This window comes from Streptomyces sp. NBC_00258, from assembly GCF_036182465.1.
Lineage (GTDB): Bacteria > Actinomycetota > Actinomycetes > Streptomycetales > Streptomycetaceae > Streptomyces.
Window position 1 is genome coordinate 8664831 of sequence record NZ_CP108081.1, and the last position, 24531, is coordinate 8689361.

At 70.0% G+C, this 24531-nt stretch carries 20 protein-coding genes; 19 read left to right on the top strand and 1 reads right to left on the bottom strand.

The features are described 5' to 3' along the window. Nucleotides 1-28 precede the first annotated feature (28 nt). The 15 genes from OG718_RS38655 to OG718_RS38725 all read left to right on the top strand — a co-directional run bounded on the left by OG718_RS38655 (nt 29) and on the right by OG718_RS38725 (nt 17035). Complete coding sequence (locus OG718_RS38655; protein ID WP_143637857.1) at nt 29-619, top strand: FtsB family cell division protein; 591 nt, start codon at nt 29-31, stop codon at nt 617-619. Between the two features lie 5 nt (nt 620-624). Continuing rightward, nucleotides 625-2580 carry a peptidoglycan D,D-transpeptidase FtsI family protein gene (locus tag OG718_RS38660; protein WP_313904875.1) on the top strand — a complete coding sequence of 652 codons (1956 nt, stop codon included), beginning with the start codon at nt 625-627 and terminating at the stop codon, nt 2578-2580. A gap of 89 nt (nt 2581-2669) precedes the next feature. Then, nucleotides 2670-4358 (top strand): UDP-N-acetylmuramoyl-L-alanyl-D-glutamate--2,6-diaminopimelate ligase, encoded by a 1689-nt coding sequence (locus OG718_RS38665; protein WP_328846386.1) that lies wholly within the window; start codon nt 2670-2672, stop codon nt 4356-4358. Nucleotides 4359-4362: 4 nt separating this feature from the next. Further along, the gene (locus OG718_RS38670; protein ID WP_328846387.1) at nt 4363-5775 is read left to right on the top strand and encodes a UDP-N-acetylmuramoyl-tripeptide--D-alanyl-D-alanine ligase; all 1413 of its coding nucleotides are present in this window, start codon (nt 4363-4365) and stop codon (nt 5773-5775) included. Beyond that, complete coding sequence (mraY, locus tag OG718_RS38675) at nt 5772-6842, top strand: phospho-N-acetylmuramoyl-pentapeptide-transferase (RefSeq protein ID WP_143637851.1); 1071 nt, start codon at nt 5772-5774, stop codon at nt 6840-6842. The genes OG718_RS38670 and mraY overlap by 4 nt, the downstream gene beginning before the upstream one ends. Beyond that, nucleotides 6824-8263: a UDP-N-acetylmuramoyl-L-alanine--D-glutamate ligase gene (murD, locus tag OG718_RS38680; RefSeq protein WP_143637849.1), complete on the top strand. Its 1440-nt coding sequence runs from the start codon at nt 6824-6826 to the stop codon at nt 8261-8263. The genes mraY and murD overlap by 19 nt, the downstream gene beginning before the upstream one ends. Nucleotides 8264-8477: 214 nt before the next feature. Further along, entirely contained in the window at nt 8478-9842 is a 1365-nt protein-coding gene (gene ftsW / locus OG718_RS38685) for a putative lipid II flippase FtsW (protein WP_143637847.1), read from the top strand. 6 nt (nt 9843-9848) lie between these two features. Continuing rightward, a complete protein-coding gene (gene murG / locus OG718_RS38690) occupies nt 9849-10937 on the top strand; it encodes an undecaprenyldiphospho-muramoylpentapeptide beta-N-acetylglucosaminyltransferase (protein ID WP_143637845.1) in 1089 nt (362 codons plus the stop codon). Nucleotides 10938-10960: 23 nt separating this feature from the next. Beyond that, nucleotides 10961-11755, top strand: coding sequence for a cell division protein FtsQ/DivIB (locus OG718_RS38695; RefSeq protein WP_328846388.1), 795 nt, complete (start codon nt 10961-10963; stop codon nt 11753-11755). A gap of 275 nt (nt 11756-12030) precedes the next feature. Then, on the top strand, nt 12031-13227 hold the full coding sequence (ftsZ, locus tag OG718_RS38700) for a cell division protein FtsZ (protein ID WP_143637841.1): 1197 nt from the start codon (nt 12031-12033) through the stop codon (nt 13225-13227). Continuing rightward, complete coding sequence (gene pgeF / locus OG718_RS38705) at nt 13224-13961, top strand: peptidoglycan editing factor PgeF (protein WP_143637839.1); 738 nt, start codon at nt 13224-13226, stop codon at nt 13959-13961. Before ftsZ ends, pgeF begins: the two co-directional genes overlap by 4 nt. A gap of 6 nt (nt 13962-13967) precedes the next feature. Next, nucleotides 13968-14687 carry a YggS family pyridoxal phosphate-dependent enzyme gene (locus tag OG718_RS38710; protein WP_143637837.1) on the top strand — a complete coding sequence of 240 codons (720 nt, stop codon included), beginning with the start codon at nt 13968-13970 and terminating at the stop codon, nt 14685-14687. Nucleotides 14688-14815: 128 nt separating this feature from the next. After that, nucleotides 14816-15457, top strand: coding sequence for a cell division protein SepF (locus tag OG718_RS38715; protein WP_055612102.1), 642 nt, complete (start codon nt 14816-14818; stop codon nt 15455-15457). 50 nt (nt 15458-15507) lie between these two features. Beyond that, nucleotides 15508-15792 carry a YggT family protein gene (locus OG718_RS38720; protein WP_055612103.1) on the top strand — a complete coding sequence of 95 codons (285 nt, stop codon included), beginning with the start codon at nt 15508-15510 and terminating at the stop codon, nt 15790-15792. 55 nt (nt 15793-15847) lie between these two features. Beyond that, nucleotides 15848-17035: a DivIVA domain-containing protein gene (locus tag OG718_RS38725; RefSeq protein WP_143637835.1), complete on the top strand. Its 1188-nt coding sequence runs from the start codon at nt 15848-15850 to the stop codon at nt 17033-17035. Nucleotides 17036-17249: 214 nt separating this feature from the next. Here OG718_RS38725 and ileS read toward each other — a convergent pair whose 3' ends face one another. Then, entirely contained in the window at nt 17250-20402 is a 3153-nt protein-coding gene (ileS, locus tag OG718_RS38730) for an isoleucine--tRNA ligase (RefSeq protein ID WP_328846389.1), read from the bottom strand. Nucleotides 20403-21024: 622 nt separating this feature from the next. Between ileS and OG718_RS38735 the strand changes: the two genes are divergently transcribed. The 4 genes from OG718_RS38735 (at nt 21025) to OG718_RS38750 (ending at nt 24504) form a co-directional block, all read left to right on the top strand. Beyond that, the gene (locus OG718_RS38735; protein ID WP_143637831.1) at nt 21025-22206 is read left to right on the top strand and encodes a TraR/DksA family transcriptional regulator; all 1182 of its coding nucleotides are present in this window, start codon (nt 21025-21027) and stop codon (nt 22204-22206) included. Nucleotides 22207-22316: 110 nt separating this feature from the next. Beyond that, on the top strand, nt 22317-22997 hold the full coding sequence (gene lspA, locus OG718_RS38740; protein ID WP_143637829.1) for a signal peptidase II: 681 nt from the start codon (nt 22317-22319) through the stop codon (nt 22995-22997). Between the two features lie 95 nt (nt 22998-23092). Next, nucleotides 23093-24037, top strand: a complete 945-nt coding sequence (locus OG718_RS38745) for an RluA family pseudouridine synthase (RefSeq protein ID WP_143637827.1) — start codon at nt 23093-23095, stop codon at nt 24035-24037. Continuing rightward, complete coding sequence (locus OG718_RS38750) at nt 24034-24504, top strand: GNAT family N-acetyltransferase (protein WP_328846390.1); 471 nt, start codon at nt 24034-24036, stop codon at nt 24502-24504. The genes OG718_RS38745 and OG718_RS38750 overlap by 4 nt, the downstream gene beginning before the upstream one ends. Nucleotides 24505-24531 lie beyond the last annotated feature (27 nt).

The window sequence follows — 24531 nt, forward strand, 5'->3', positions numbered from 1 at the left end:
CGGGCACGCCGGCTCAGCGGGAGGGCACGTGAGTAGCAAACCCGAGCTGAGAGGGCGGGCAGCCCGGCTCGCGCGACTCTTCCCGACGGGCCCCGGACAGGCCGCCCGTACGCCCTTCGTGCTCCTGGTCGTACTGCTGCTCGGCGGCGGCCTGATCGGACTCCTGGTCCTGAACTCTGCGCTGAGCGAAGGGTCGTTCCAGCTCGACGACCTCCAGAGGGACACCAAGAGCCTCACCGACGAGGAACAGGCGCTCCAGCGGGACGTGGACGCCTACTCCGCCCCCGACGCCCTCCAGCGCCGCGCCCGCGAGCTGGGCATGGTGCCCGGCGGCGACCCGGCCTTCCTCAACCCCGACGGCAGCGTCCGCGGTGTTCCCAGCGCGGCCGCCGAGCAGTCCTCCGTGTCGGTCCCCGTGATCCGCCCGCCCGACGTGCTCCTCCCCTCGCCGTCTCCGACGCCCACCGAGAGCCAGGGACCCGCCGGGCCCCCGACGCCCGCCGAGACCCGGACGCCCACCGCGCCCGCCGTGCCGACCGCGGCGGCCGAACCGGTCGCGGAGACGGTCACGGAGCCGTCCCCCCAGCCCACGCAGCCCGCTACGAATCCCGGCAGGTGACGGAAGTGTCCGACAGGGAACCCCCGCGCCGCCGGGTGCCCTCGCCCGCCAGGCCCGTACGTCCCGGCAGCCAGCGGCGGCCGGGGCCGGGCGCACGCCCCGCCCGCCGTCCGGCCCCGTCCCGGGGTCAGGGACAGGGCCCGCGTGTCATCCGTCTCGGCAGCCCCCGTCCGCGGCTGCGTCTGGTCAGCCTCGCCCTGGCCCTCGTACTGATCGCCTTCGTCGTCCGGCTCCTCCAGGTGCAGGCCGTCGACGCGAGCGAGTACACGGCCAAGGCCGAGAAGAACCGGTACCTCAGCCGCACCCTGGCCGCCGAGCGCGGCGGGATCACCGACCGCAACGGCGTCGACATGGCGATCAGCGTGGACGCCAACGACATCACCGCCGACCCCACGCTGTTCACGCGGAAGGCGACGAAGACCGGCGACGCCCCCGAGCAGGCCGCCGCCCTGCTCGGCCCGATCCTCGACAAGGACCCCGACGAACTCGCCGCGAAGCTCCGGACCAAGAACACCCGGTACGTCGTGCTCGCCCGGCGCCAGACCCCCCAGGTCTGGACGCAGATCAAGGACCTGAAGAGCACGCTCGCCGACAAGGCCGGCGAGGACGGGTCGGCGAACATCCTGGCGGGTGTCCTCCAGGAGCCCAGCAGCAAGCGGGTCTATCCGAACGGTGAGCTCGGCGCCGGGGTACTGGGCTGGGTCAACGCCGACGGCAAGGGCGGCGGCGGCATCGAGCAGCAGCTGAACAAGGAGCTGTCGGGCAAGGACGGCGAGATCCGCTACGCCCAGTCCGGCGGCCGGCAGGTGCCGACCGCGGGCTCCACCGAGAAGCCCGCCGTGGCCGGTTCCGAGGTCGAGCTGACCATCGACCGCGACATCCAGTGGGCCGCCCAGAACGCCATCGCCGAGCAGGTGAAGGAGTCCAAGGCGGACCGCGGGTACGTCATAGTGCAGGACAACAAGACCGGCGAGATCCTCGCGATGGCCAACTCGCCCGGATTCGATCCGAACGACCTCTCCAAGGCGGACGGGAACGCCCTGCACAACTGGGGCCTCGAAGACGCCTACGAGCCCGGCTCGACCGCCAAGGTCATGTCGATGGCCGCAGTCCTGGAGGAGAAAGCCGCCACGCCCGCGACGCACGTGACCGTGCCCAACCGGCTGCACCGCGGCGACCGCCTCTTCCGCGACGACATCGACCACCCGACCTGGTACCTGACGCTCAACGGCGTCCTCGCCAAGTCCAGCAACATCGGCACGATCCTGGCGACCGGCCAGCTGGGCAAGACGCAGCAGGAGGCCAACCAGGTCCTCTACTCGTATCTGCGCAAGTTCGGCATCGGCGACTACACCGGTCTCGGCTTCCCCGGCGAGACGAGGGGCATCCTCGCGCCCGCCGGCCAGTGGTCGACCTCCCAGCAGTACACGATTCCTTTCGGCCAGGGCGTGTCGATCAACGCGATGCAGGCGGCCTCCGTCTACTCGACGATCGCCAACGGCGGTGTACGGATCGAACCGACACTCGTCCGCGGCACGAAGGGTCCCGACGGGCGCTTCACCCCGGCCGCCAAGCCCAAGGAGACACGGGTCGTCAGCGAGAAGACGGCGAAGACCCTGGCGCAGATGCTGGAGTCCGTCGTGGACGACCGGGAGGGTACGGGCACCAAGGCGCGTATCCCCGGCTACCGCGTCGCGGGCAAGACCGGCACGGCCAACCGTGTGGATCCGGCCACCGGCCGCTACCACGGCTATACCTCTTCCTTCGCCGGATTCGCGCCCGCGGACAACCCCCGGGTGACCGTCTACTGCGCGATCCAGAACGCCACCGAGGGGAGCTACTTCGGCGGTCAGATCTGCGGGCCCGTCTACAAGGAGGTCCTGGAGTTCGCCCTGAAGACCCTCCAGGTGCCGCCCACCGGGGCCCAGGCCGCCAGACTTCCCGTCACTTTCACGCCCTGACCAGCTCCGACCAGCCCCGGCCGGGCCCTCATCGGCACCGACCGGAACGCCATGCTCCAGCACCCCGGATCACCGACCAGGAACAGCTCGTGACAACGATCACTCCCGACCCCGGGAACCACGGCACGCCGCACACTCCGCCACGCCCCTCGCTTCGCTCCGGCGGGGGTGTGCCCGGTACGCTCACCGCCGTGCCACACGCTGATCAGTCCCAAACCACCCAGAAGGGCGTTCCTGTGACATATCCGGGGCCGCCGCGACCGGTTCAGAACTCCGCCACACCCCTCGCGGAACTTGTGGCAGTGGTCGCCGATCAGATGTCGGCCCCGGCGCCGCAGGGCGCGCAGGGAGCCGTCGAGGTCACGGGCATCACCCATGACTCCCGAGCCGTGCGCCCCGGCGACCTGTACGCCGCGTTGCCCGGCGCCCGGATGCACGGCGCCGACTTCGTGACGCAGGCGGCCGGCCTCGGCGCCGCCGCCGTGCTGACCGATCCGACGGGTGCCGAGCGCGCGGCGGCCACCGGTCTGCCGGTCCTCGTCGTCGACGACCCGCGCCGGACGATGGGCGAACTGGCCGCCTCGATCTACGGCCACCCGGGTCCCGACCTGCTCCAGATCGGCATCACCGGCACGTCCGGCAAGACCACCACCGCGTACCTGGTCGAGGGCGGCCTGAAGACGGTTCGCAGTACCGGCCTCATCGGCACCGTGGAGATGCGCATCGGCGACGAGCGCATCAAGTCGGAGCGCACGACCCCCGAAGCGACCGATCTCCAGGCGCTGTTCGCCGTCATGCGCGAGCGCGGCGTCGACGCGGTCGCCATGGAGGTCTCCAGCCACGCCCTGGTCCTCGGCCGGGTCGACGGCTGCATCTTCGACATCGCGGTCTTCACCAACCTCAGCCCGGAGCACATGGAGTTCCACTCCGACATGGAGGACTACTTCCGGGCCAAGGCGCAGTTGTTCACGCCGGAACGCAGCCGGCTCGGCGTGGTCAACCTCGACGACGAGTACGGACGCAGGCTCGCCAAGGAAGCCACGGTGCCCGTGGTGACGTTCTCCGCGGAGGGCCACCCGGACGCCGACTGGCGGGCCGACGAGGTCCAGGTCGGCCCGATGGACTCGGTCTTCGTCGCGGTCGGCCCCAAGGGCGAGCGCATCACCGCCAAGTCGCCGCTCGCGGGCCCCTTCAACGTCGCCAACACGCTCGCCGCGATCGTCTCCCTCGCCGTCGCCGGGCTCGACCCGCAGACCGCCGCGGACGGCATCGCCGCCGTACCGGGCGTGCCGGGCCGGCTGGAGCGCGTGGACGCCGGACAGCCGTACCTCGCGGTGGTCGACTACGCACACAAGACGGACGCCGTGGAGTCCGTGCTGCGGGCCCTGCGCAAGGTCACCGAGGGCGAACTGCACATCGTCCTCGGCTGTGGCGGGGACCGGGACAAGACCAAGCGGATGCCCATGGGCGCCGCCGCGGCCCGCCTCGCCGACACCGCCGTACTGACATCGGACAACCCCCGCTCCGAGGACCCCCTCGCGATCCTCGCCACGATGCTCGCGGGCGCCGCCGAGGTGCCGGCGCACGAGCGCGGAGAGGTCCAGGTCTTCGAGGACCGGGCCGCCGCGATCGCAGCGGCCGTCGCCCGCGCTCAGCCGGGCGACACGGTGCTGGTCGCGGGCAAAGGTCATGAGCAGGGCCAGGACATCGCCGGAGTGGTCCGTCCCTTCGACGACCGCCAGGTGCTTCGCGAAGCTATCCAGAAGACCCAGGGATGAACTTGTGATCGCCCTCTCCCTCGCCGAGATCGCCTCAGTTGTCGGCGGGCAGACGCACGACATACCGGATCCGTCGGTCCAGGTCACCGGACGGGTCGTCAGAGACTCCCGTGAGGTGGAGCCAGGCAGCCTCTTCGTCGCCTTCGTGGGCGAGCGCGTGGACGGGCACGACTTCGCGGCGAGCGTCGTCGAGGCGGGCGCGGTGGCCGTGCTGGCGTCACGGCCCGTCGGCGTGCCCGCGATCGTCGTGGACGACGTCCAGGCGGCCCTGGGCGCCCTCGCACGCCATGTCGTCGAACGGCTCGGCGCGACCCTCGTGGCCCTCACCGGTTCCGCGGGCAAGACCAGCACCAAGGACCTGATCGCCCAGGTGCTGCAGCGCAAGGCGCCGACGGTCTACACGCCGGGCTCGCTCAACAACGAGATCGGGCTGCCGCTCACCGCCCTCAGCGCCACCGAGGAGACCCGGTTCCTCGTCCTGGAGATGGGGGCCCGCGGCATCGGCCACATCCGGTACCTCACGGATCTGACGCCCCCGAAGGTCGGCCTCGTCCTGAACGTCGGCACCGCCCACATCGGCGAGTTCGGCGGCCGCGAGCAAATCGCCCGGGCCAAGGGCGAGTTGGTGGAGAGCCTGCCTCCGGCAGAGGCCGGCGGCGTCGCGATCCTGAACGCCGACGATCCCCTCGTCCGCGCCATGGCCTCGCGGACGAAAGCACGCGTGATCCTCTTCGGAGAGTCCGGCGAAGCGGACGTACGGGCCGAGAACGTGACGCTCACGGAGAGCGGACAGCCCATGTTCAGGCTTCACACACCCTCCGGGTGCAGCGACGTGACCATGCGCCTGTACGGTGAGCACCACGTGTCGAACGCGCTCGCCGCGGCCGCCGTCGCCCATGAGCTGGGCATGTCCGCAGACGAGATCGCCACCGCGCTCTCCGAGGCGGGCTCCCTCTCCCGCTGGCGGATGGAGGTCACCGAGCGCCCGGACGGCGTGACGGTCGTCAACGACGCCTACAACGCGAACCCCGAGTCCATGCGAGCCGCCCTGCGCGCGCTCGCGGCCATGGGCAAGGGGCGGCGGACCTGGGCGGTGCTCGGTCAGATGGCCGAGCTCGGGGACGAGGCGCTCGCCGAGCACGACGCGGTCGGACGGCTCGCCGTCCGGCTCAATGTCGGCAAGCTCGTCGCGGTCGGGGGCAGGGAAGCGTCCTGGCTGCAACTGGGCGCATATAACGAGGGTTCGTGGGGTGAGGAGTCGGTGCACGTGTCCGACACACAGGCGGCGATCGACCTGTTGCGCAGTCAACTGCGCCCGGGAGACGTCGTACTCGTGAAGGCGTCCCGGTCGGTCGGCCTGGAGCGGGTCGCAGAGGCGCTGGTCGAGGGCACCGAGGGTGAGGTTGCCGTCCGATGAATCAGATCCTCTTCGCGGGAGTCATCGGCCTCTTCCTGACTCTCGTGGGCACCCCTCTGCTGATCAAGCTGCTGGCCCGCAAGGGCTACGGGCAGTACATCCGGGACGACGGCCCGCGCGAGCACCACGCCAAGCGCGGTACGCCGACCATGGGCGGTATCGCCTTCATCCTGGCCACGCTCCTGGCGTACTTCCTCAGCAAGGTGATCACCGGCCAGCCGCCGAGGTTCTCCGGAGTGCTGGTGCTCGGCCTGATGACGGGCATGGGCCTGGTCGGCTTCCTCGACGACTACATCAAGATCGTCAAGCGGCGTTCGCTGGGCTTGCGGGCCAAGGCCAAGATGGCCGGTCAGCTGATCGTCGGCATCTCCTTCGCGGTGCTCGCGCTGCAGTTCGCGGACAACCGCAACAACACCCCGGCCTCCACCAAGCTGTCCTTCGTGCAGGACTTCGGCTGGTCCATCGGCCCGGTGCTGTTCGTGATCTGGGCGCTGTTCATGATCCTCGCGATGTCGAACGGCGTGAACCTCACGGACGGCCTCGACGGCCTCGCCACCGGCGCCTCCGTGATGGTCTTCGGCGCGTACACGTTCATCGGTGTCTGGCAGTTCCAGGAGTCCTGTGCCAACGCGCAGACCCTCACCAACCCGGCCGCCTGCTACGAGGTACGAGATCCGCTCGACCTCGCCGTCGTCGCCGCGGCCCTGATGGGCGCCTGCTTCGGCTTCCTGTGGTGGAACACCTCGCCCGCCAAGATCTTCATGGGTGACACCGGTTCGCTGGCCCTCGGCGGCGCGCTCGCCGGCCTCGCGATCTGCTCCCGCACCGAGCTCCTTGTCGCGCTGCTCGGCGGTCTCTTCGTCCTGATCACCATGTCGGTCGTCATCCAGGTCGGCTCGTTCCGCCTCACCGGCAAGCGCGTCTTCCGAATGGCACCGCTCCAGCACCACTTCGAACTCAAGGGGTGGTCCGAGGTCCTTGTGGTGGTCCGCTTCTGGATCATCCAGGGCATGTGCGTGATCGTCGGACTCGGCCTCTTCTACGCGGGATGGGCAGCCCAGAAGTGACGACCGCGCTCGACTGGCAGAGCATGAACATCACCGTCGCCGGTCTCGGCGTGAGCGGCATCAGCGCCGCCCGCGCCCTGGCCGGCCTCGGCGCGTCGGTCACGGTCGTCGACGGGGGCTCCTCGGAGGCCCACCGGGAGAGGGCCGCCTCCCTTGAGGGGCAAGGCATTTCGGTACGTCTGGCGGACGCCGAGACGCTTCCCGAGGGCACCGACCTCGTGGTCACCTCGCCGGGCTGGAAGCCGTCCAGCCCTCTCTTCCAGGCCGCCGCGGAGGCGGGCGTGGACGTCGTCGGCGACGTGGAGATCGCCTGGCGCCTGCGCGGCCCCGACGCCGCGCCCTGGCTCGCCGTCACGGGCACCAACGGCAAGACCACCACGACACAGATGCTCGCCTCGATCCTGGACGCCGCGGGCCTTCGTACGGCCGCCGTGGGCAACATCGGCACCCCGATCGTCGACGTGGTCCAGGAAGGCGACGACGCCTACGACGTACTTGCCGTCGAGCTGTCCAGCTACCAGCTCCACTGGGCGCCCTCGCTGCGCGCCCACTCCGCCGCCGTCCTGAACCTCGCCCCGGACCACCTCGACTGGCACGGCTCCATGGAGGCGTACGCCGCCGACAAGGGGCGTATCTACGAGGGCAATCGGGTCGCCTGCGTCTACAACATGGCCGACAAGGCCACCGAGGACCTGGTGCGCGGGGCGGACGTCGAGGAGGGCTGCCGGGCGGTCGGCTTCACGCTCGGCACACCGGGCCCGTCCCAACTCGGCGTCGTGGAGGGCATCCTGGTCGACCGCGCCTTCGTCGAGGACCGGCACAAGCAGGCCCAGGAACTCGCCGAGATCGCGGACGTCAACCCGCCCGCCCCGCACAACATCGCCAACGCCCTTGCGGCGGCGGCCCTGGCCCGCGCCTTCGGGGTGCCCGCCGCGGCCGTACGGGACGGTCTGCGGGCCTTCAGGCCCGACGCCCACCGCATCCAGCACGTGGCCGACGTGGACCGGGTCGCCTACATCGACGACTCCAAGGCCACCAACACGCATGCGGCGGAAGCCTCTTTGGCGGCGTACGAGTCGATCGTGTGGATCGCCGGCGGGCTGGCCAAGGGCGCGACCTTCGACGAACTGGTCGCCAAGTCGGCAAAGCGACTGCGGGGCGTCGTCCTGTTCGGTGCGGACCGGGCCCTCATCCGTGAAGCGCTCGCGCGACACGCGCCGGAAGTACCCGTGGTCGACCTCGACCGGACCGACACTGGGGCGATGCTCGCGGCGGTTCGTGAGGCCGCACGGCTCTCCGAGCCGGGAGACACTGTCCTGCTGGCGCCGGCCTGTGCGTCCATGGACATGTTCACCAACTACAACAAGCGCGGCGACGCTTTCGCGGAGGCGGTTCGCGAACTCGGCGCCGTCGACGGCTGACCCGGGTCCGCCTTGCCCGGCGGCGCCGGGCACACCTGGGAGGGACGCGTGACACGGATCCGGCTGGGGCTTCGTCGGTGGCTTTCCGCCGGTGGCACGGCACTGTGCCGTGCCGTCCCGCCCCCAGGGCCCGGACGGTCCGGGGAGATTCGGGGCGAACGGCCCGGGGAGACCCCCGGCGGGACGCCCTCCCACGGCATGGCAGGTGCCGCCGATGTCCAGTAGCCGTACCGGGCGTCCTCCCGTCCAGCGGGCCCCCCGCCGGCCCGCCGGGCCCCGCCCCCCTCGTGACAACCCCGTAGGACGCCTCTACACGCGCGTACGCCGCGCCTGGGACCGGCCGCTGACCGCCTACTACCTGATCCTCGGCGGCAGCCTCCTGATCACCGTCCTCGGTCTGGTGATGGTGTACTCCGCCTCGCAGATCACCGCGCTCCAGCTTTCGCTGCCCGGGTCGTACTTCTTCCGCAAGCAGTTCCTCGCCGCCGTGCTCGGCGGTCTGCTGCTCCTCGCCGCCTCACGGATGCCGTCCAAGCTGCACCGGGCGCTGGCATACCCGATGCTGCTCGGCTCGGTCTTCCTGATGATCCTCGTCCAGGTGCCGGGGATAGGAGTCGCGGTCAACGGCAACCAGAACTGGATCGCGGTCGGCGGCCCCTTCCAGCTCCAGCCCAGTGAGTTCGGCAAGCTCGCCCTCGTCCTGTGGGGCGCCGACCTGCTCGCCCGCAAACAGGACAAGCGACTGCTGGCGCAGTGGAAGCACATGCTGGTGCCGCTCGTTCCGGTGGCCTTCATGCTGCTCGGGCTGATCATGCTCGGCGGCGACATGGGCACGGCGATCATCCTCACCGCGATCCTGTTCGGACTGCTGTGGCTCGCGGGGGCGCCCACACGGCTCTTCGGGGGCGTGCTCGCCGTCGCCCTGACCATCGGCTTCATCCTCATCAAGACCAGCCCCAACCGCATGGCCCGCCTCTCCTGCCTGGGAGCCACCGAACCCCAGTCGGGCCCCGTCGACTGCTGGCAGGCCGTGCACGGCATCTACGCCCTCGCCTCCGGCGGGCTCTTCGGCTCCGGCCTCGGCGCCAGTGTGGAGAAATGGGGGCAACTGCCCGAAGCCCACACCGACTTCATCTTCGCCATCACCGGTGAGGAACTGGGCCTCGCGGGGACGCTGTCGGTGCTCGCACTCTTCGCGGCTCTAGGCTATGCGGGTATCCGCGTGGCCGGACGCACGGAGGACCCCTTCGTGAGGTATGCCGCGGGAGGCGTGACCACCTGGATCACGGCCCAGGCCGTGATCAACATCGGTGCGGTGCTCGGGCTGCTGCCGATCGCCGGCGTCCCGCTCCCGCTGTTCTCCTACGGGGGATCCGCCCTGCTTCCGACCATGTTCGCCATCGGGCTCCTGATCGCCTTCGCGCGTGAGGATCCCGCTGCGCGGGCGGCGCTTGCGATGCGGCAACCCCGCTTTGGCAGAAAGCGGGCTGCGGTGAGAGGCTCCGCAGGGGCCGCGGGGCCTCGGAGATGGAACACGATGCGACGGCGCGCCGCGGCGCGTTCGTCCGGAGAGCGGTGAATTTCGGTGCATGTCGTACTCGCCGGTGGGGGGACCGCCGGCCACATCGAGCCCGCGCTCGCCCTCGCGGACGCCCTGCGCAGGCAGGACCCGACCGTGGGTATCACGGCCCTGGGCACGGAGCGCGGACTCGAGACCCGACTCGTACCAGAGCGAGGCTATGAACTCGCGCTGATCCCCGCGGTGCCGCTGCCGCGCAAGCCCACCCCCGAGCTGATCACCGTCCCTGGACGGCTGCGTGGCACGATCAAGGCGGCCGAGCAGATCCTGGAACGCACCAAGGCCGACGCGGTCGTCGGCTTCGGCGGCTATGTCGCCCTGCCCGCCTACCTCGCGGCCAAGCGGCTCGGTGTCCCGATCGTCATCCACGAGGCCAACGCCCGCCCCGGCCTCGCCAACAAGATCGGTTCGCGGTACGCCGCCCGGGTCGCCGTCTCCACGCCGGACAGCAAGCTGCGCGACGCCCGCTACATCGGTATCCCGCTGCGCCGCTCGATCGCCACGCTCGACCGGGCCGCCGTACGCCCGCAGGCCCGCGCCGCGTTCGGGCTCGACCCCGCCCTGCCGACCCTGCTGGTCTCCGGCGGCTCTCAGGGCGCGCGCCGCCTCAATGAGGTGGTCCAGCAGGCCGCCCCGTACCTCCAGCAGGCCGGTATCCAGATCCTGCACGCGGTCGGCCCGAAGAACGAACTGCCGCAGGTCCACCAGATGCCGGGGATGCCCCCGTACATCCCGGTACCGTACGTGGACCGGATGGACCTCGCGTACGCCGCGGCCGACATGATGCTCTGCCGCGCGGGCGCGATGACCGTCGCCGAACTCTCCGCCGTCGGGCTCCCCGCCGTCTACGTCCCGCTGCCCATCGGCAACGGCGAACAGCGGCTCAACGCCCAGCCGGTGGTCAAGGCCGGCGGCGGACTGCTGATCGACGACGCGGAACTGACACCGCAGTGGGTGCAGACCAACGTCCTGCCCGTGCTCGCCGATCCGCACCGGCTGTTCGAGATGTCCCGCGCCGCCTCCGAGTTCGGCCGCCGGGACGCCGACGACCTGCTCGTCGGGATGGTGTACGAGGCGATCGCGTCACGCCGTTAGCGCGTGGCAGAAGGCAGGGGAGCGTGGCCGGACCGACCACCGCCGAACGCGGCGAACGGCAAGCCCGACAGGATCCGGACTCCGGCCCGCCCCGGCCACCGCTCCTCAGGAGGCTTCCGAAGCCTCGTAAGCTCATCATTCCGGTCGTCTGCCTCGCCCTGCTCGGCGCGGGCTGTCTCTGGGTGCTCTACGGTTCGCAGTGGCTGCGCGTGGAGCGCGTATCGGCCTCGGGGACACGGGTCCTGACGTCCGATCAGGTCGTCGAGGCGGCCGACGTTCCGGTCGGATCGCCGTTGATTTCAGTCGACACCGATGTGATTGAGGCAAGACTGCGCCGGAAATTGCCCCGAATTGACTCGGTTGATGTCGTCCGTTCCTGGCCCCACGGAATCGGGCTGAAAGTGATCGAGCGCACCCCGGTTCTCATTGCCGAAAAGGGCGGAAAGTTCGTCGAAGTGGACGCCAAGGGCGTGCGATATGCCACGGTTTCGCGCGCCCCGAAGGGCGTTCCCGCACTGGAATTGACGGTGTCCCGGTCCGCGGGCACGCGCCGATTCGGGACCGACCGGCTGATGCGTGAGGCGGTGCGCGTCGCGGGTTCCCTTCCGGCCGCGGTCGCGCGTGACACCCAGGTCGTCAAGGTCCGTTCGTACGACTCCATCTTGCTGGAGTTGAGCGGCAACCGGACCGTCCTGTGGGGAAGTGGCGAGAAGAGCGGCGTCAAGGCCCGTACGCTCGGCGCTCTCATGAAAGCCGCTCCAGAGGCGCGGCACTTCGATGTCAGCGTTCCCACCGCCCCTGCGTCATCGGGGAGTTGACGCACATCCGCGCAGGCCAGCACCCTGGTTGGGCAGCGCTACGGCTGATCACATAGGGTGAAAAGAAAAACGGGAGGTTCGGCGTGTTCGTTGAACGTGCGCCACTTGTCGACTTAGTGTCCTGTTCGGAAGAGTCCAAGGAACAGACACACTGGTAACCCTAAACTTCAGCGTTAGGGTTCGGGTCGGCGTTCGGACCGTCCCATTCGGCATCAGTCGTCGGATCGCGAACGTGCGAGGCGGCGACACGTAACTCGAGGCGAGAGGCCTTCGACGTGGCAGCACCGCAGAACTACCTCGCAGTCATCAAAGTCATCGGTGTCGGCGGCGGTGGTGTCAATGCCATCAACCGGATGATCGAGGTCGGTCTCAAGGGTGTCGAGTTCATCGCCATCAACACCGACGCCCAGGCGCTGTTGATGAGCGACGCCGACGTCAAGCTCGACGTCGGCCGCGAACTCACCCGCGGACTCGGCGCCGGAGCCAACCCGGCCGTCGGCCGCAAGGCGGCGGAGGACCACCGCGAGGAGATCGAGGAGGTCCTCAAGGGGGCCGACATGGTCTTCGTGACGGCCGGCGAGGGTGGCGGCACCGGCACCGGCGGAGCACCCGTCGTGGCCAACATCGCCCGCTCGCTCGGCGCGCTCACCATCGGCGTGGTCACGCGTCCGTTCACCTTCGAGGGACGGCGCCGCGCCAACCAGGCCGAGGACGGCATCGCGGAACTCCGCGAAGAGGTCGACACCCTCATCGTCATCCCCAACGACCGGCTGCTGTCCATCTCGGACCGCCAGGTCTCGGTCCTCGACGCCTTCAAGTCGGCGGACCAGGTCCTGCTCTCCGGTGTTCAGGGCATCACCGACCTCATCACCACGCCCGGTCTGATCAACCTCGACTTCGCCGACGTCAAGTCCGTGATGTCCGAGGCGGGTTCGGCGCTCATGGGCATCGGCTCGGCCCGCGGCGACGACCGCGCGGTGGCCGCGGCCGAGATGGCGATCTCCTCGCCGCTCCTTGAGGCGTCCATCGACGGCGCCCGCGGCGTGCTGCTCTCCATCTCCGGCGGCTCCGACCTCGGCCTGTTCGAGATCAACGAGGCCGCCCAGCTGGTGAGCGAGGCCGCGCACCCCGAGGCCAACATCATCTTCGGCGCGGTCATCGACGACGCGCTCGGCGACGAGGTACGGGTCACGGTCATCGCGGCCGGCTTCGACGGCGGGCAGCCTCCGTCGAAGCGGGACACCGTGCTCGGCTCGTCCTCCGCCAAGCGCGACGAACCCACACCGGCCCGGTCGGGCGACAGCCGCCCGTCCTTCGGCTCGCTGGGCAGCGTCACACCGAAGGAGGCCCCGGAGCCCGCTCCGGAGCCGGTAAGCAACGAACTGCCGCCGGTCTCCCCGCCGGTCCCGCCGTCCCGGACGTACTCCGACAGCGCGGCCGAAGAGCTGGACGTGCCGGACTTCCTCAAGTGATAGGACAGCGCTCCGTAGTGGGCACTGGGAGCGGCGCGAACTTCGCCTTCACCGACCGGTGGGGCGGGGTGAGCGCCGTTCCGTACGAGGAGCTCAATCTCGGCGGAGCGGTCGGCGACGATCCCGGCTCCGTACGCGCCAACCGGGAGCTGGCCGCCAAGTCGCTCGGCCTCGACCCGGACCTGGTCGTCTGGATGAACCAGGTGCACGGGCCCGACGTCGCCGTCGTCGACGAGCCGTGGGGAGACCGTCCGGTGCCGCAGGTGGACGCCGTGGTCACCAGGCGCCGGGGCCTCGCGCTCGCGGTGCTCACCGCGGACTGCACGCCCGTACTGCTCGCCGACCCCGTCGCCGGTGTCGTGGCCGGTGCCCACGCGGGACGGCCCGGCATGGTCGCCGGTGTCGTCCCCGCCGCGGTCGCGGCCATGGTCGAACTCGGCGCCGAGCCCGCCCGGATCGTCGCCCGCACCGGCCCCGCCGTCTGCGGCCGCTGCTACGAGGTACCGGACACGATGCGCGCCGAGGTCGCCGCCGTCGAGCCCGCTGCGTACGCCGAGACGAGCTGGGGCACGCCGGCGGTCGACGTGACCGCGGGGGTGCACGCACAACTGGAGCGGCTCGGGGTGCGCGACCGGGAGCAGTCGCCGGTGTGCACGCTGGAGTCCGATGATCACTTCTCGTACCGCCGTGACCGCACCACGGGTCGGCTCGCGGGCTATGTGTGGCTGGACTGATGGGGCATGACGGACCGTAAGGCTCAACTCGCCGGAAACCTGGCGAAAGTGGAAGAGCGTATCGCGGCGGCATGTGTGGCCGCCGGGCGCAAGCGCGAAGAAGTGACCCTGATCGTGGTCACCAAGACCTACCCGGCCGACGATGTGCGGATCCTGTCGGAACTCGGTGTGCGCCACGTCGCAGAGAACCGCGACCAGGACGCGGCGCCCAAGGCGGCGGCCTGCGCCGATCTGCCCCTCTCCTGGCACTTTGTCGGTCAGTTGCAGACCAACAAGGTGCGTTCCGTGGTCGGTTACGCGGATGTCGTGCAGTCCGTCGACCGGGCCCGGCTCGTCACCGCCCTGTCGAAGGAGGCGGTGCGGCGGGAGCGCGAGCTGGGGTGCCTCATCCAGGTCGCGCTCGATGCCGACGAGACTGGACGGGGGGAGCGCGGTGGTGTAGGGACCGGTGGTATCGAGGAGTTGGCCGGTCTCGTCGCCGGGGCTCCGGGGCTCAGGCTCGACGGACTGATGACCGTCGCCCCGCTCACCGGACCGTACGCGGGGCGCGAACCGGCGGCGTTCGAGCGGCTGATGGATTTGTCGACTGACCTGCGCAGCGCCCATCCGGCTGCGAACATGGTCTCGGCAGGGATGAGTGCGGACCTCGAACAGGCCGTGGCGGCCGGAGCGACACATGTGCGCGTCGGTACTGCGGTACTCGGAGTCCGCCCCAGGCTCGGGTAACGTCGCCAAGAAGTCGGACCACAGCAGAAAATATGGTCATTACCACCATAGGTGGGCATAACGACCTCGTGGATCGCGGGCACTTGGCAATAGTCAGCCGATCCACCACAGAGCGGAGGACTCAGAGCATGGCCGGCGCGATGCGCAAGATGGCGGTCTACCTCGGCCTCGTGGAGGACGATGGGTACGACGGCAGGGGCTTCGACCCCGACGACGACTTCGAGCCCGAGCTTGACCCGGAGCCCGAGCGGGACCGCCGACGGCACGAGCCGTCGCATCAATCACACCAGCCGCATCAGTCCCAACGGGACGAATCGGTACGAGTGGTGCAACCGCCCGTGCAACGCGATCCCGTGTCACATTCCGCTTCGCTCACCGCGGAATCAGGGCGTCCGGCGCGAATCGCCCCCGTGGCGTCCATCACACAAGAACGTCAAAGCCTGGAGAAGAACGCACCGGTGATCATGCCCAAGGTCGTGTCGGAACGAGAGCCGTACAGGATCACCACACTGCACCCCCGGACCTACAACGAGGCCCGTACCATCGGGGAACACTTCCGTGAGGGCACCCCGGTGATCATGAATCTGACTGAGATGGATGACACAGACGCGAAGCGACTTGTCGACTTTGCGGCCGGTCTGGTGTTTGGTCTTCACGGGAGCATCGAGCGGGTGACGCAGAAGGTGTTCCTGTTGTCGCCTGCTAACGTCGATGTCACGGCGGAGGACAAGGCTCGCATCGCAGAGGGCGGGTTCTTCAACCAGAGCTGAGACGCAGGACCGGACAAGGCACGGAAACAGGGGAGAGGGAAGCACGGATCATGAGCGTGGTTGCGCAGGTTCTGTACGTCGCGCTGATGTGTTTCCTCATCGTGCTGATCTTCCGGCTGGTCATGGACTACGTCTTCCAGTTCGCCCGCTCATGGCAACCCGGCAAGGCGATGGTGGTCGTTCTGGAGGCCACCTACACTGTCACTGATCCACCGCTCAAGCTTCTGCGGCGGTTCATCCCGCCGCTGCGTCTCGGGGGCGTGGCGCTCGACCTGTCCTTCTTCGTACTGATGATCATCGTCTACATCCTGATCTCCGTTGTGAGCCGGCTGTGAACGATACGGTCTTGCCGAACGCCGACGATGCCGACGACTACGTTGAGGTGAAGAGATGCCGTTGACCCCCGAGGACGTGCGGAACAAGCAGTTCACGACCGTCCGCCTCCGAGAAGGCTATGACGAGGACGAGGTCGATGCCTTCCTCGATGAGGTCGAAGCCGAACTGACCCGCCTGCTCCGCGAGAACGAGGACCTGCGCGCCAAGCTGGCCGCTGCCACGCGCGCCGCCGCGCAGAACCAGCAGCAGGGCATGCGCAAGCCGCCCGAACAGCAGGATCCGCAGCAACAGCAAGGGCCCCCGCAGGGCATGCGCGGTCCCGGTGCTCCCGTACCCGCCGGCATATCGGGTCCGCCGCAGCAGCAGATGGGCGGCCCCATGGGCGGCCCGCCCCAGCTGCCGAGCGGTGCGCCGCAGCTGCCCGCGGGCCCCAGCGCCCAGGGTGGCCAGCAGGGTCCCGGCCCGATGGGTCAGGGTCCGATGGGCCAGGGCCCCATGGGTCAGGGTCCCGGTCAGATGCAGCAGCAGATGCAGGGTCAGATGCAGCAGCAGATGCCCCAGCAGATGGGCGGCCCGATGGGCGGTCCCATGGGTGGCCCGATGGGTGGCCACGGCGGCCCGCAGATGGGGCAGCCCGGTCAGGGCCCCGGTGGCGACAGCGCCGCCCGCGTGCTCTCGCTTGCGCAGCAGACCGCCGACCAGGCGATCGCCGAGGCCCGTTCCGAGGCCAACAAGATCGTCGGCGAGGCCCGCAGCCGCGCCGAGGGTCTGGAGCGCGACGCCCGTGCCAAGGCCGACGCTCTCGAGCGGGACGCGCAGGAGAAGCACCGCGTCGCGATGGGCTCCCTGGAGTCCGCCCGCGCCACGCTGGAGCGCAAGGTCGAGGATCTGCGCGGCTTCGAGCGCGAGTACCGCACGCGTCTGAAGTCCTACCTGGAGTCGCAGCTGCGTCAGCTGGAGACCCAGGCCGACGACTCGCTGGCCCCGCCGCGTGCGCCGGCTGCCGCGTCGCTTCCGTCGGCGCCGAGCCCGTCCATGGCTCCGGCCGGGGCGAGCGCGCCGTCCTACGGTGGCCAGCAGATGGGTGGCCCGGCTCCCGCCCCGCCGTCCTACGGCGGTCAGCAGCAGATGTCGCCGGCCATGACCCAGCCGATGGCGCCGGTCCGGCCGCAGGGCCCCTCGCCCATGCAGCAGGCGCCCTCGCCGATGCGTGGCTTCCTGATCGACGAGGACGACAACTGACGGCCTCCCGTACGCCTTAGGCGTCGGCAGCGTTCAGGGCGGAGCCCCGGATATATCCGGGGCTCCGCCCTTTTGCGTGCCTGTGTGCTTCCCCCTCTGTGTACGCGTGGGCGTGTGCGCGTTCGGAGGACGCGGGCAGCTGTACACGGGCACGCAACGCCGAAGGCCCGGTCCCGCCAAGTTCTTTGGCGGGACCGGGCCTTCGAGGCTGCTGCTACGCCTTGCGGAGGCGGAACGTCAGCGACAGGGACTCGTCCGTGAACGGGGTGCCGTACGCGTCGTCCGCCTCGCCCTGGCCGAAGTCCGTGGCGAGGACCTCGTCGGAGATCAGGGCGGAGTGCTCGGTGAGCGCCGCGATCACCTTCGGGTCCGTGGACGTCCAGCGCAGGGCGATCCGGTCGGCCACGTCGAGGCCGCTGTTCTTGCGGGCCTCCTGGATCAGGCGGATCGCGTCACGGGCCAGGCCGGCCTGACGCAGCTCCTCGGTGATCTCCAGGTCGAGGGCGACCGTCGCGCCGGAGTCCGAGGCGACGGACCAGCCCTCGCGCGGGGTCTCCGTGATGATCACCTCGTCCGGGGCGAGCGTGATGGTCTCGCCGTCGACCTCCACCGACGCCGTGCCCTCGCGCAGGGCAAGGGACAGCGCGGCCGCGTCGGCCTCGGCGACTGCCTTGGCCACCGCCTGGACGCCCTTGCCGAACCGCTTGCCCAGCGCACGGAAGTTGGCCTTGGCGGTCGTGTCGACCAGTGAGCCGCCCACCTCCGAGAGGGACGCGAGCGAGCTCACGTTCAGCTCCTCCGTGATCTGCGCGTGCAGTTCACGGTCGAGGGACCCGAACCCGGTCGCGGCGACCAGTGCACGGGACAGCGGCTGACGCGTCTTCACACCCGACTCCGCGCGCGTGGCACGGCCCAGCTCCACGAGACGGCGTACGAGCACCATCTGCCTGGACAGCTCAGGGTCGATGACGGACAGGTCCGCCTCCGGCCAGGACGTCAGGTGTACGGACTCGGGGGCGCCCGGGGTCACGGGCACCACCAGGTCCTGCCAGACCCGCTCGGTGATGAACGGGGTCAGCGGGGCCATCAGCCGCGTGACCGTCTCGACGACCTCGTGCAGGGTGCGCAGCGCCGCCTTGTCGCCCTGCCAGAAGCGGCGACGCGAGCGGCGTACGTACCAGTTGGACAGGTCGTCGACGAACGCCGAGAGGAGCTTGCCGGCGCGCTGGGTGTCGTAGGCCTCCAGAGCCTGTGTCACCTGGTCGGTGAGCGCGTGGAGTTCGGACAGGAGCCAGCGGTCCAGGACCGGGCGGTCAGCCGGGGCCGGGTCGGCCTCGCTGGGCGCCCAGTTGGACGTGCGGGCGTACAGAGCCTGGAAGGCGACCGTGTTCCAGTACGTGAGGAGCGTCTTGCGGACGACCTCCTGGATCGTGCCGTGGCCGACGCGGCGGGCCGCCCAGGGGGAGCCGCCGGCCGCCATGAACCAGCGGACCGCGTCCGCGCCGTGCTGGTCCATCAGCGGGATCGGCTGCAGGATGTTGCCCAGGTGCTTGGACATCTTGCGGCCGTCCTCGGCGAGGATGTGGCCGAGGCACACCACGTTCTCGTACGACGACTTGTCGAAGACGAGCGTGCCGACCGCCATCAGCGTGTAGAACCACCCGCGCGTCTGGTCGATGGCCTCCGAGATGAACTGCGCCGGGTAGCGGCTCTCGAAGAGCTCCTTGTTCTTGTACGGGTAGCCCCACTGCGCGAACGGCATCGAACCCGAGTCGTACCAGGCGTCGATGACCTCCGGCACGCGCGTGGCCGTCTTCTCGCACTGGGGGCACGCGAAGGTGACGTCGTCGATGAAGGGGCGGTGCGGGTCGAGGTCCGACTGGTCCGTGCCCGTCAGCCCGGAGAGCTCGCTGCGGGAGCCGACGACCGTGAGGTGGTCGTCCTCGCAGCGCCAGATCGGCAGCGGGGTGCCCCAGTAGCGGTTGCGGGACAGCGCCCAGTCGATGTTGTTGTTCAGCCAGTCGCCGTACCGGCCGGTCTTGACCGATTCCGGGTACCAGTTGGTCTTCTCGTTCTCCTGGAGGAGACGGTCCTTGATGGCTGTGGTGCGGATGTACCAGGACGGCTGCGCGTAGTAGAGGAGCGCGGTGTGGCAGCGCCAGCAGTGCGGGTAGCTGTGCTCGTACGGGATGTGCCTGAAGAGCAGGCCGCGCTGCTGGAGGTCCTCGGTGAGCTTCTCGTCCGCCTTCTTGAAGAAGACGCCGCCGACCAGGGGGACGTCCTCCTCGAACGTGCCGTCGGGGCGGACCGGGTTCACCACGGGCAGGCCGTACTCGCGGCAGACCTTGAGGTCGTCCTCGCCGAAGGCGGGGGACTGGTGAACCAGACCCGTGCCGTCCTCGGTCGTGACGTACTCCGCGTTCACCACGTAGTGGGCGGGCTCCGGGAACTCCACGAGCTCGAACGGACGTTGATACGTCCAGCGCTCCATCTCGGCGCCCGTGAAGGTCTGGCCGGTGGTCTCCCAGCCCTCCCCGAGTGCCTTCTCGACGAGCGGCTCGGCGACGACGAGCTTCTCCTCGCCGTTCGTCGCGACCACGTAGGTGACGTCGGGGTGGGCCGCGACCGCGGTGTTGGACACCAGGGTCCACGGGGTCGTCGTCCACACCAGGAGCGCGGCCTCGCCCGCGAGGGGACCGGAGGTGAGCGGGAAACGGACGAACACCGAGGGGTCGACGACCGTCTCGTAGCCCTGCGCCAGCTCGTGGTCGGAGAGGCCCGTGCCGCAGCGCGGGCACCAGGGGGCGACGCGGTGGTCCTGGACCAGCAGGCCCTTGTTGAAGATCTCCTTGAGCGACCACCACACGGACTCGATGTACTCGGGGTCCATCGTGCGGTACGGGTCGTTCAGGTCGGTCCAGTAACCCATGCGGGTCGTGAGCTCTTCGAAGGCGTCGGTGTGGCGGGTCACGGACTCGCGGCACTTGGCGTTGAACTCGGCGATGCCGTACGCCTCGATGTCCTTCTTGCCGTTGAAGCCGAGCTCCTTCTCGACCGCCAGCTCCACGGGGAGGCCGTGGCAGTCCCAGCCGGCCTTGCGGGCCACGTGGTAGCCGCGCATGGTGCGGAAGCGCGGGAAGACGTCCTTGAAGACGCGCGCCTCGATGTGGTGGGCGCCGGGCATGCCGTTGGCCGTGGGCGGGCCCTCGTAGAACACCCACTCCGGGCGGCCCTCGGACTGCTCCAGGGTCTTGGCGAAGATCTTCTGCTCGCGCCAGAAGTCGAGCACGGCGTGCTCGAGGGCGGGCAGGTCGACCTGGGCCGGCACCTGGCGGTACTGCGGCTGTGTACTCGGCTGCGTATTCAACGAGCTTCCTCCGGCGGACTTTCTGCCTTCCGTCCGGAGGGACGAGAGCTGTGTTGTCACCTACGCCGTGTGCGGCGCGCTCCCGCGGTACCACCCTCCTTGGCTCTCCGCCGCTTCCTGCGCGCCGGTGAGCCCCCTCATTGGGGTCGCGATGCCGGGTCTACCGACCGCTGCCTTTCGTGCCTCTCGGCTGCGGCTTTCTTCCGGCGGCTCCGGGGTGATCTTCACGTCGCGCCGGCCCCCGGGCTCACACCGTCCCCGGGTCGCTCCTGGCTGCGTACGCCGCTACTCGTCCCCATCCACGCTTCTCGCTCCGCCCAGTGTACGGCGCCGGGCGGACAGCGGCCGACCGGTTTTCCCGGGCCCGCGGGCGAGGGGTGGCGGGGCGCCGGGAAGGAGTGCGGACTGACCCGAATGGCGAGGCGGCCGTGTTCGCATCCTGGGACGGCCGACTCGGCGGATTACCCGGCGGGGAGCTGGGCACAACGCTTGCAGGCTCGCCACGCGGTACGGGCGGGGCCGGCGAATCGGGCGGCGTGCCCCGTTGCCGCGGGACTCAAGTCGATTTATCGTCCCAGCACGATTCGCGAGCAAGATCACAATATGTGAAGGGGCCGCGGCCATGGTGGCGAAGAAGACCGCCGTACAGCAGTCGGCGTCCGGCAGATCCATGGGGGCGGAGCACTCCGCGAAGGGCGCGGCGAAGCAGGGCGAGGCCAAGAAGACGGTCGGCGGCACGAAGACGGCCGGCGGGAAAACGGTCGGCACGAAGGAAGCTGCTTCGAAGGCGGGCGCTACGAAGCAAGTCGCTACGAAGGCGGGCGCTACGAAAACGGCCGCTGTGAAGAAGGCCGCGGCGAAGAAGGACGCCGTGAGGACCGCTCCTCCGAAGAAGGCCGTTTCGGGAACGGCCACCAAGAAAGCGGCCGCCAAGAAGCCGGCCACTACGAAAGTCGCCACCAAGGAGTCGGCCACCAGGAAAGTGGCTGCTCCGAAGAGGGCCGGCGCGGGGGCGGCCGTCTCGGAGAGGGCAGTCGCGGCGGAGACCTCCACGGAGGGGGTGATCGCCGAAACGGCCGCTCCGAAGAGGGCCGGTACCAAGAAGGCCTCCACCAAGAAGGCGGCCGCCAAGGCGGTTCCTGCGAAGAAGGCCCCCAGGAAGAGTGCCGCCGGCAAGGGGGCGGGTGAGGCGGGCGTCTCCGCCGCGGAGCCCCCGCAGAAGGCAGGCAGGAAGGGCACACGTACGGCCAAGAAAGCGGTCGCTACCGCGGCCGAGGGTGCGGCGGAGGCCGCGAAGACGACGGGAGCCACGACGGTGGTTGCGAAGAAGACTCCTGGCACGGCCACAGCCACGGCGGCCAGCAAGGGCGGCGCGGTCCCCAAGGCGCGGGGCGTCGCGGCGGAGCCCGGCGAGCTCGCGGTACGCCCCGGTGAGGACCCCTGGACCCCCGAGGAGGTCGCGGAGGCACGCACGGGGCTGATGTCGGAGGCCCTGCGGCTGCGCGCCGAGATCACGCACTCCGAGGAGTCCCTGGCGGGCCTGATGCGCGACTCCGGGGACGGCGCGGGCGACGACCAGGCCGACACCGGCACCAAGAACATCACGCGCGAGAGCGAGATGGCGCTCGCAGCCAACGCCAGGGAGATGCTGGAGCAGGACGAGCGCGCCCTCGAACGCCTGGACGCGGGCACGTACGGGCTCTGCGAGAGCTGTGGCAACCCCATCGGGAAGGCCCGTATGCAGGCCTTCCCGCGCGCCACCCTGTGCGTCGAGTGCAAGCAGAAACAGGAGCGCCGTTACTGATCGGCCAATGATCCGGTACTGATCGGCCCGGTGCGCCTCCTGAGCACATGGGCGCGGCAGGCCGTGCCGTACTCTCGTCCTCAGTCAGGCACCTAGGTTGAGGGACTCACGTGGCAGAGGCGGAGCGGATCATCGGTACGCCGGATATCCCGGAGGCGGCTGGCGCCGAGCCGGAGCAGACCGACCAGAACGCGGCGGCGGGCGAGCGGTCCGATGCCCAGGGGGCGCAGGACCCGGCCGGGAGCCAGGGCTCCGACTCCGACTCCGGTTCCGAGGAGGCGGCGGCCCCGGCCGAGCCCTCCAGGGGCAAGCGCCGGATCGCCGTGCTGTTCACGGTCGCCATCCTGGCGTACGCGCTGGACCTGATCAGCAAGATGATCGTGGTCGCGAAGCTGGAGCACCACGAGCCGATCGAGATCATCGGGGACTGGCTGAGGTTCGAGGCGATCCGCAACGCGGGCGCGGCCTTCGGTATCGGCGAGGCCTTCACCGTCATCTTCACGGTGATCGCCGCGGCCGTGATCGTGGTGATCGCCCGGCTCGCCCGCAAGCTCTACAGCCTTCCCTGGGCGATCGCGCTCGGTCTGCTGCTGGGCGGTGCGCTCGGCAACCTCACCGACCGGATCTTCCGCGCGCCGGGCGTCTTCGAGGGCGCGGTCGTCGACTTCATCGCGCCCAAGCACTTCGCGGTCTTCAACCTCGCCGACTCCGCGATCGTCTGCGGCGGCATCCTGATCGTGCTGCTGTCCTTCCGCGGGCTCGACCCGGACGGCACCGTCCACAAGGACTGAGGGCCAAGGATCGAGGGCCGCCCACGGGGCCGTCGGAGGGCACTGTTGTTCGGGCTCTGGTCAGGGGCGTCGGACCTGTCCGGCATACTCGACGGGTGAGCACCAGTCCCGAGATCCGTACCCTGCCCGTGCCCGACGGCCTGGAGGGCGAGCGTGTCGACGCCGCCATCTCCCGCATGTTCGGCTTCTCCCGCACGAAGGCCGCCGAGCTTGCCGCGGCGGGGAAGGTCACGGTCGACGGCTCGGTGGTCGGTAAGTCCGAGCGGGTGCACGGCGGCGCCTGGCTGGAGGTCGAGATGCCGCAGGCGCCCGCGCCCGTGCAGATCGTCGCCGAGCCCGTCGAGGGCATGGAGATCGTGCACGACGACGACGACGTGGTCGTGATCGTCAAGCCGGTCGGTGTCGCCGCGCATCCCAGCCCCGGTTGGTCGGGACCGACCGTCATCGGCGGGCTCGCCGCCGCCGGGTACCGCATCTCGACCTCGGGCGCCGCCGAGCGCCAGGGCATCGTCCACCGCCTGGACGTGGGCACCTCGGGCCTGATGGTGGTCGCCAAGTCGGAGTACGCGTACACCTCGCTCAAGCGCCAGTTCAAGGAGCGCACGGTCGACAAGCGCTACCACGCGCTCGTCCAGGGTCACCCGGACCCGACCAGCGGCACGATCGACGCCCCCATCGGCCGGCACCCGAACCACGACTACAAGTGGGCCGTCACGGCTGAGGGCAAGCCCTCCGTGACGCACTACGACCTGATCGAGGCGTTCCGCGCGGCCTCGCTGCTCGACATCAAGCTGGAGACCGGACGCACGCACCAGATCCGCGTCCACATGTCGGCCCACCGGCACCCCTGCGTCGGCGACCTGACGTACGGCGCGGACCCCACCCTCGCCAAGCGGCTCGGGATCACCCGGCAGTGGCTGCAGGCCGTGAAGCTCGGCTTCGAGCACCCCGGGGACGGCCAGTGGGTCGAGTTCGAGAGCGGCTACGCCGAGGACCTGCAGAAGGCGCTGGACCGCGTCCGGGAGGAAAGCTACGCATGAGCCCGTCGTCCTACGTGGTGCGTGTGGCCGAGGACCCCGCCGACCGCGAGGCCTGCTTCGCGGTGCGCAAGGACGTCTTCGTCGTCGAGCAGGGAGTCCCTGAGGACATCGAGTACGACGCGTACGACGCCGATGCCCTGCATGTCGTCGCCGTGCGCGAGGACGGGCTGCCGTTCGGCGCGGGGCGGCTGCTGTACGGCGAGGTGGCGGCCGCCAAGACCGGCGGTGAGCCCGGTGTCGGGTCCCTGGGGCGGCTCGCCGTCCTCAAGGCCGCGCGTGGGCTCGGTGTCGGGGTCGCGCTCGTGCGGGGCATCGAGGACGCGGCACGCGCGCGTGGGCTGACGGCGGTGGATCTGCACGCGCAGACGCATGCGCTCGGGTTTTATGAGCGGCTGGGGTATGTGGCTTACGGGCCGGAGTTTCTCGATGCGGGGATCGCGCATCGGGCGATGCGCAGGGTTCTTTAGGGGCGACTGGGTTTCGGTTGCGGGTTT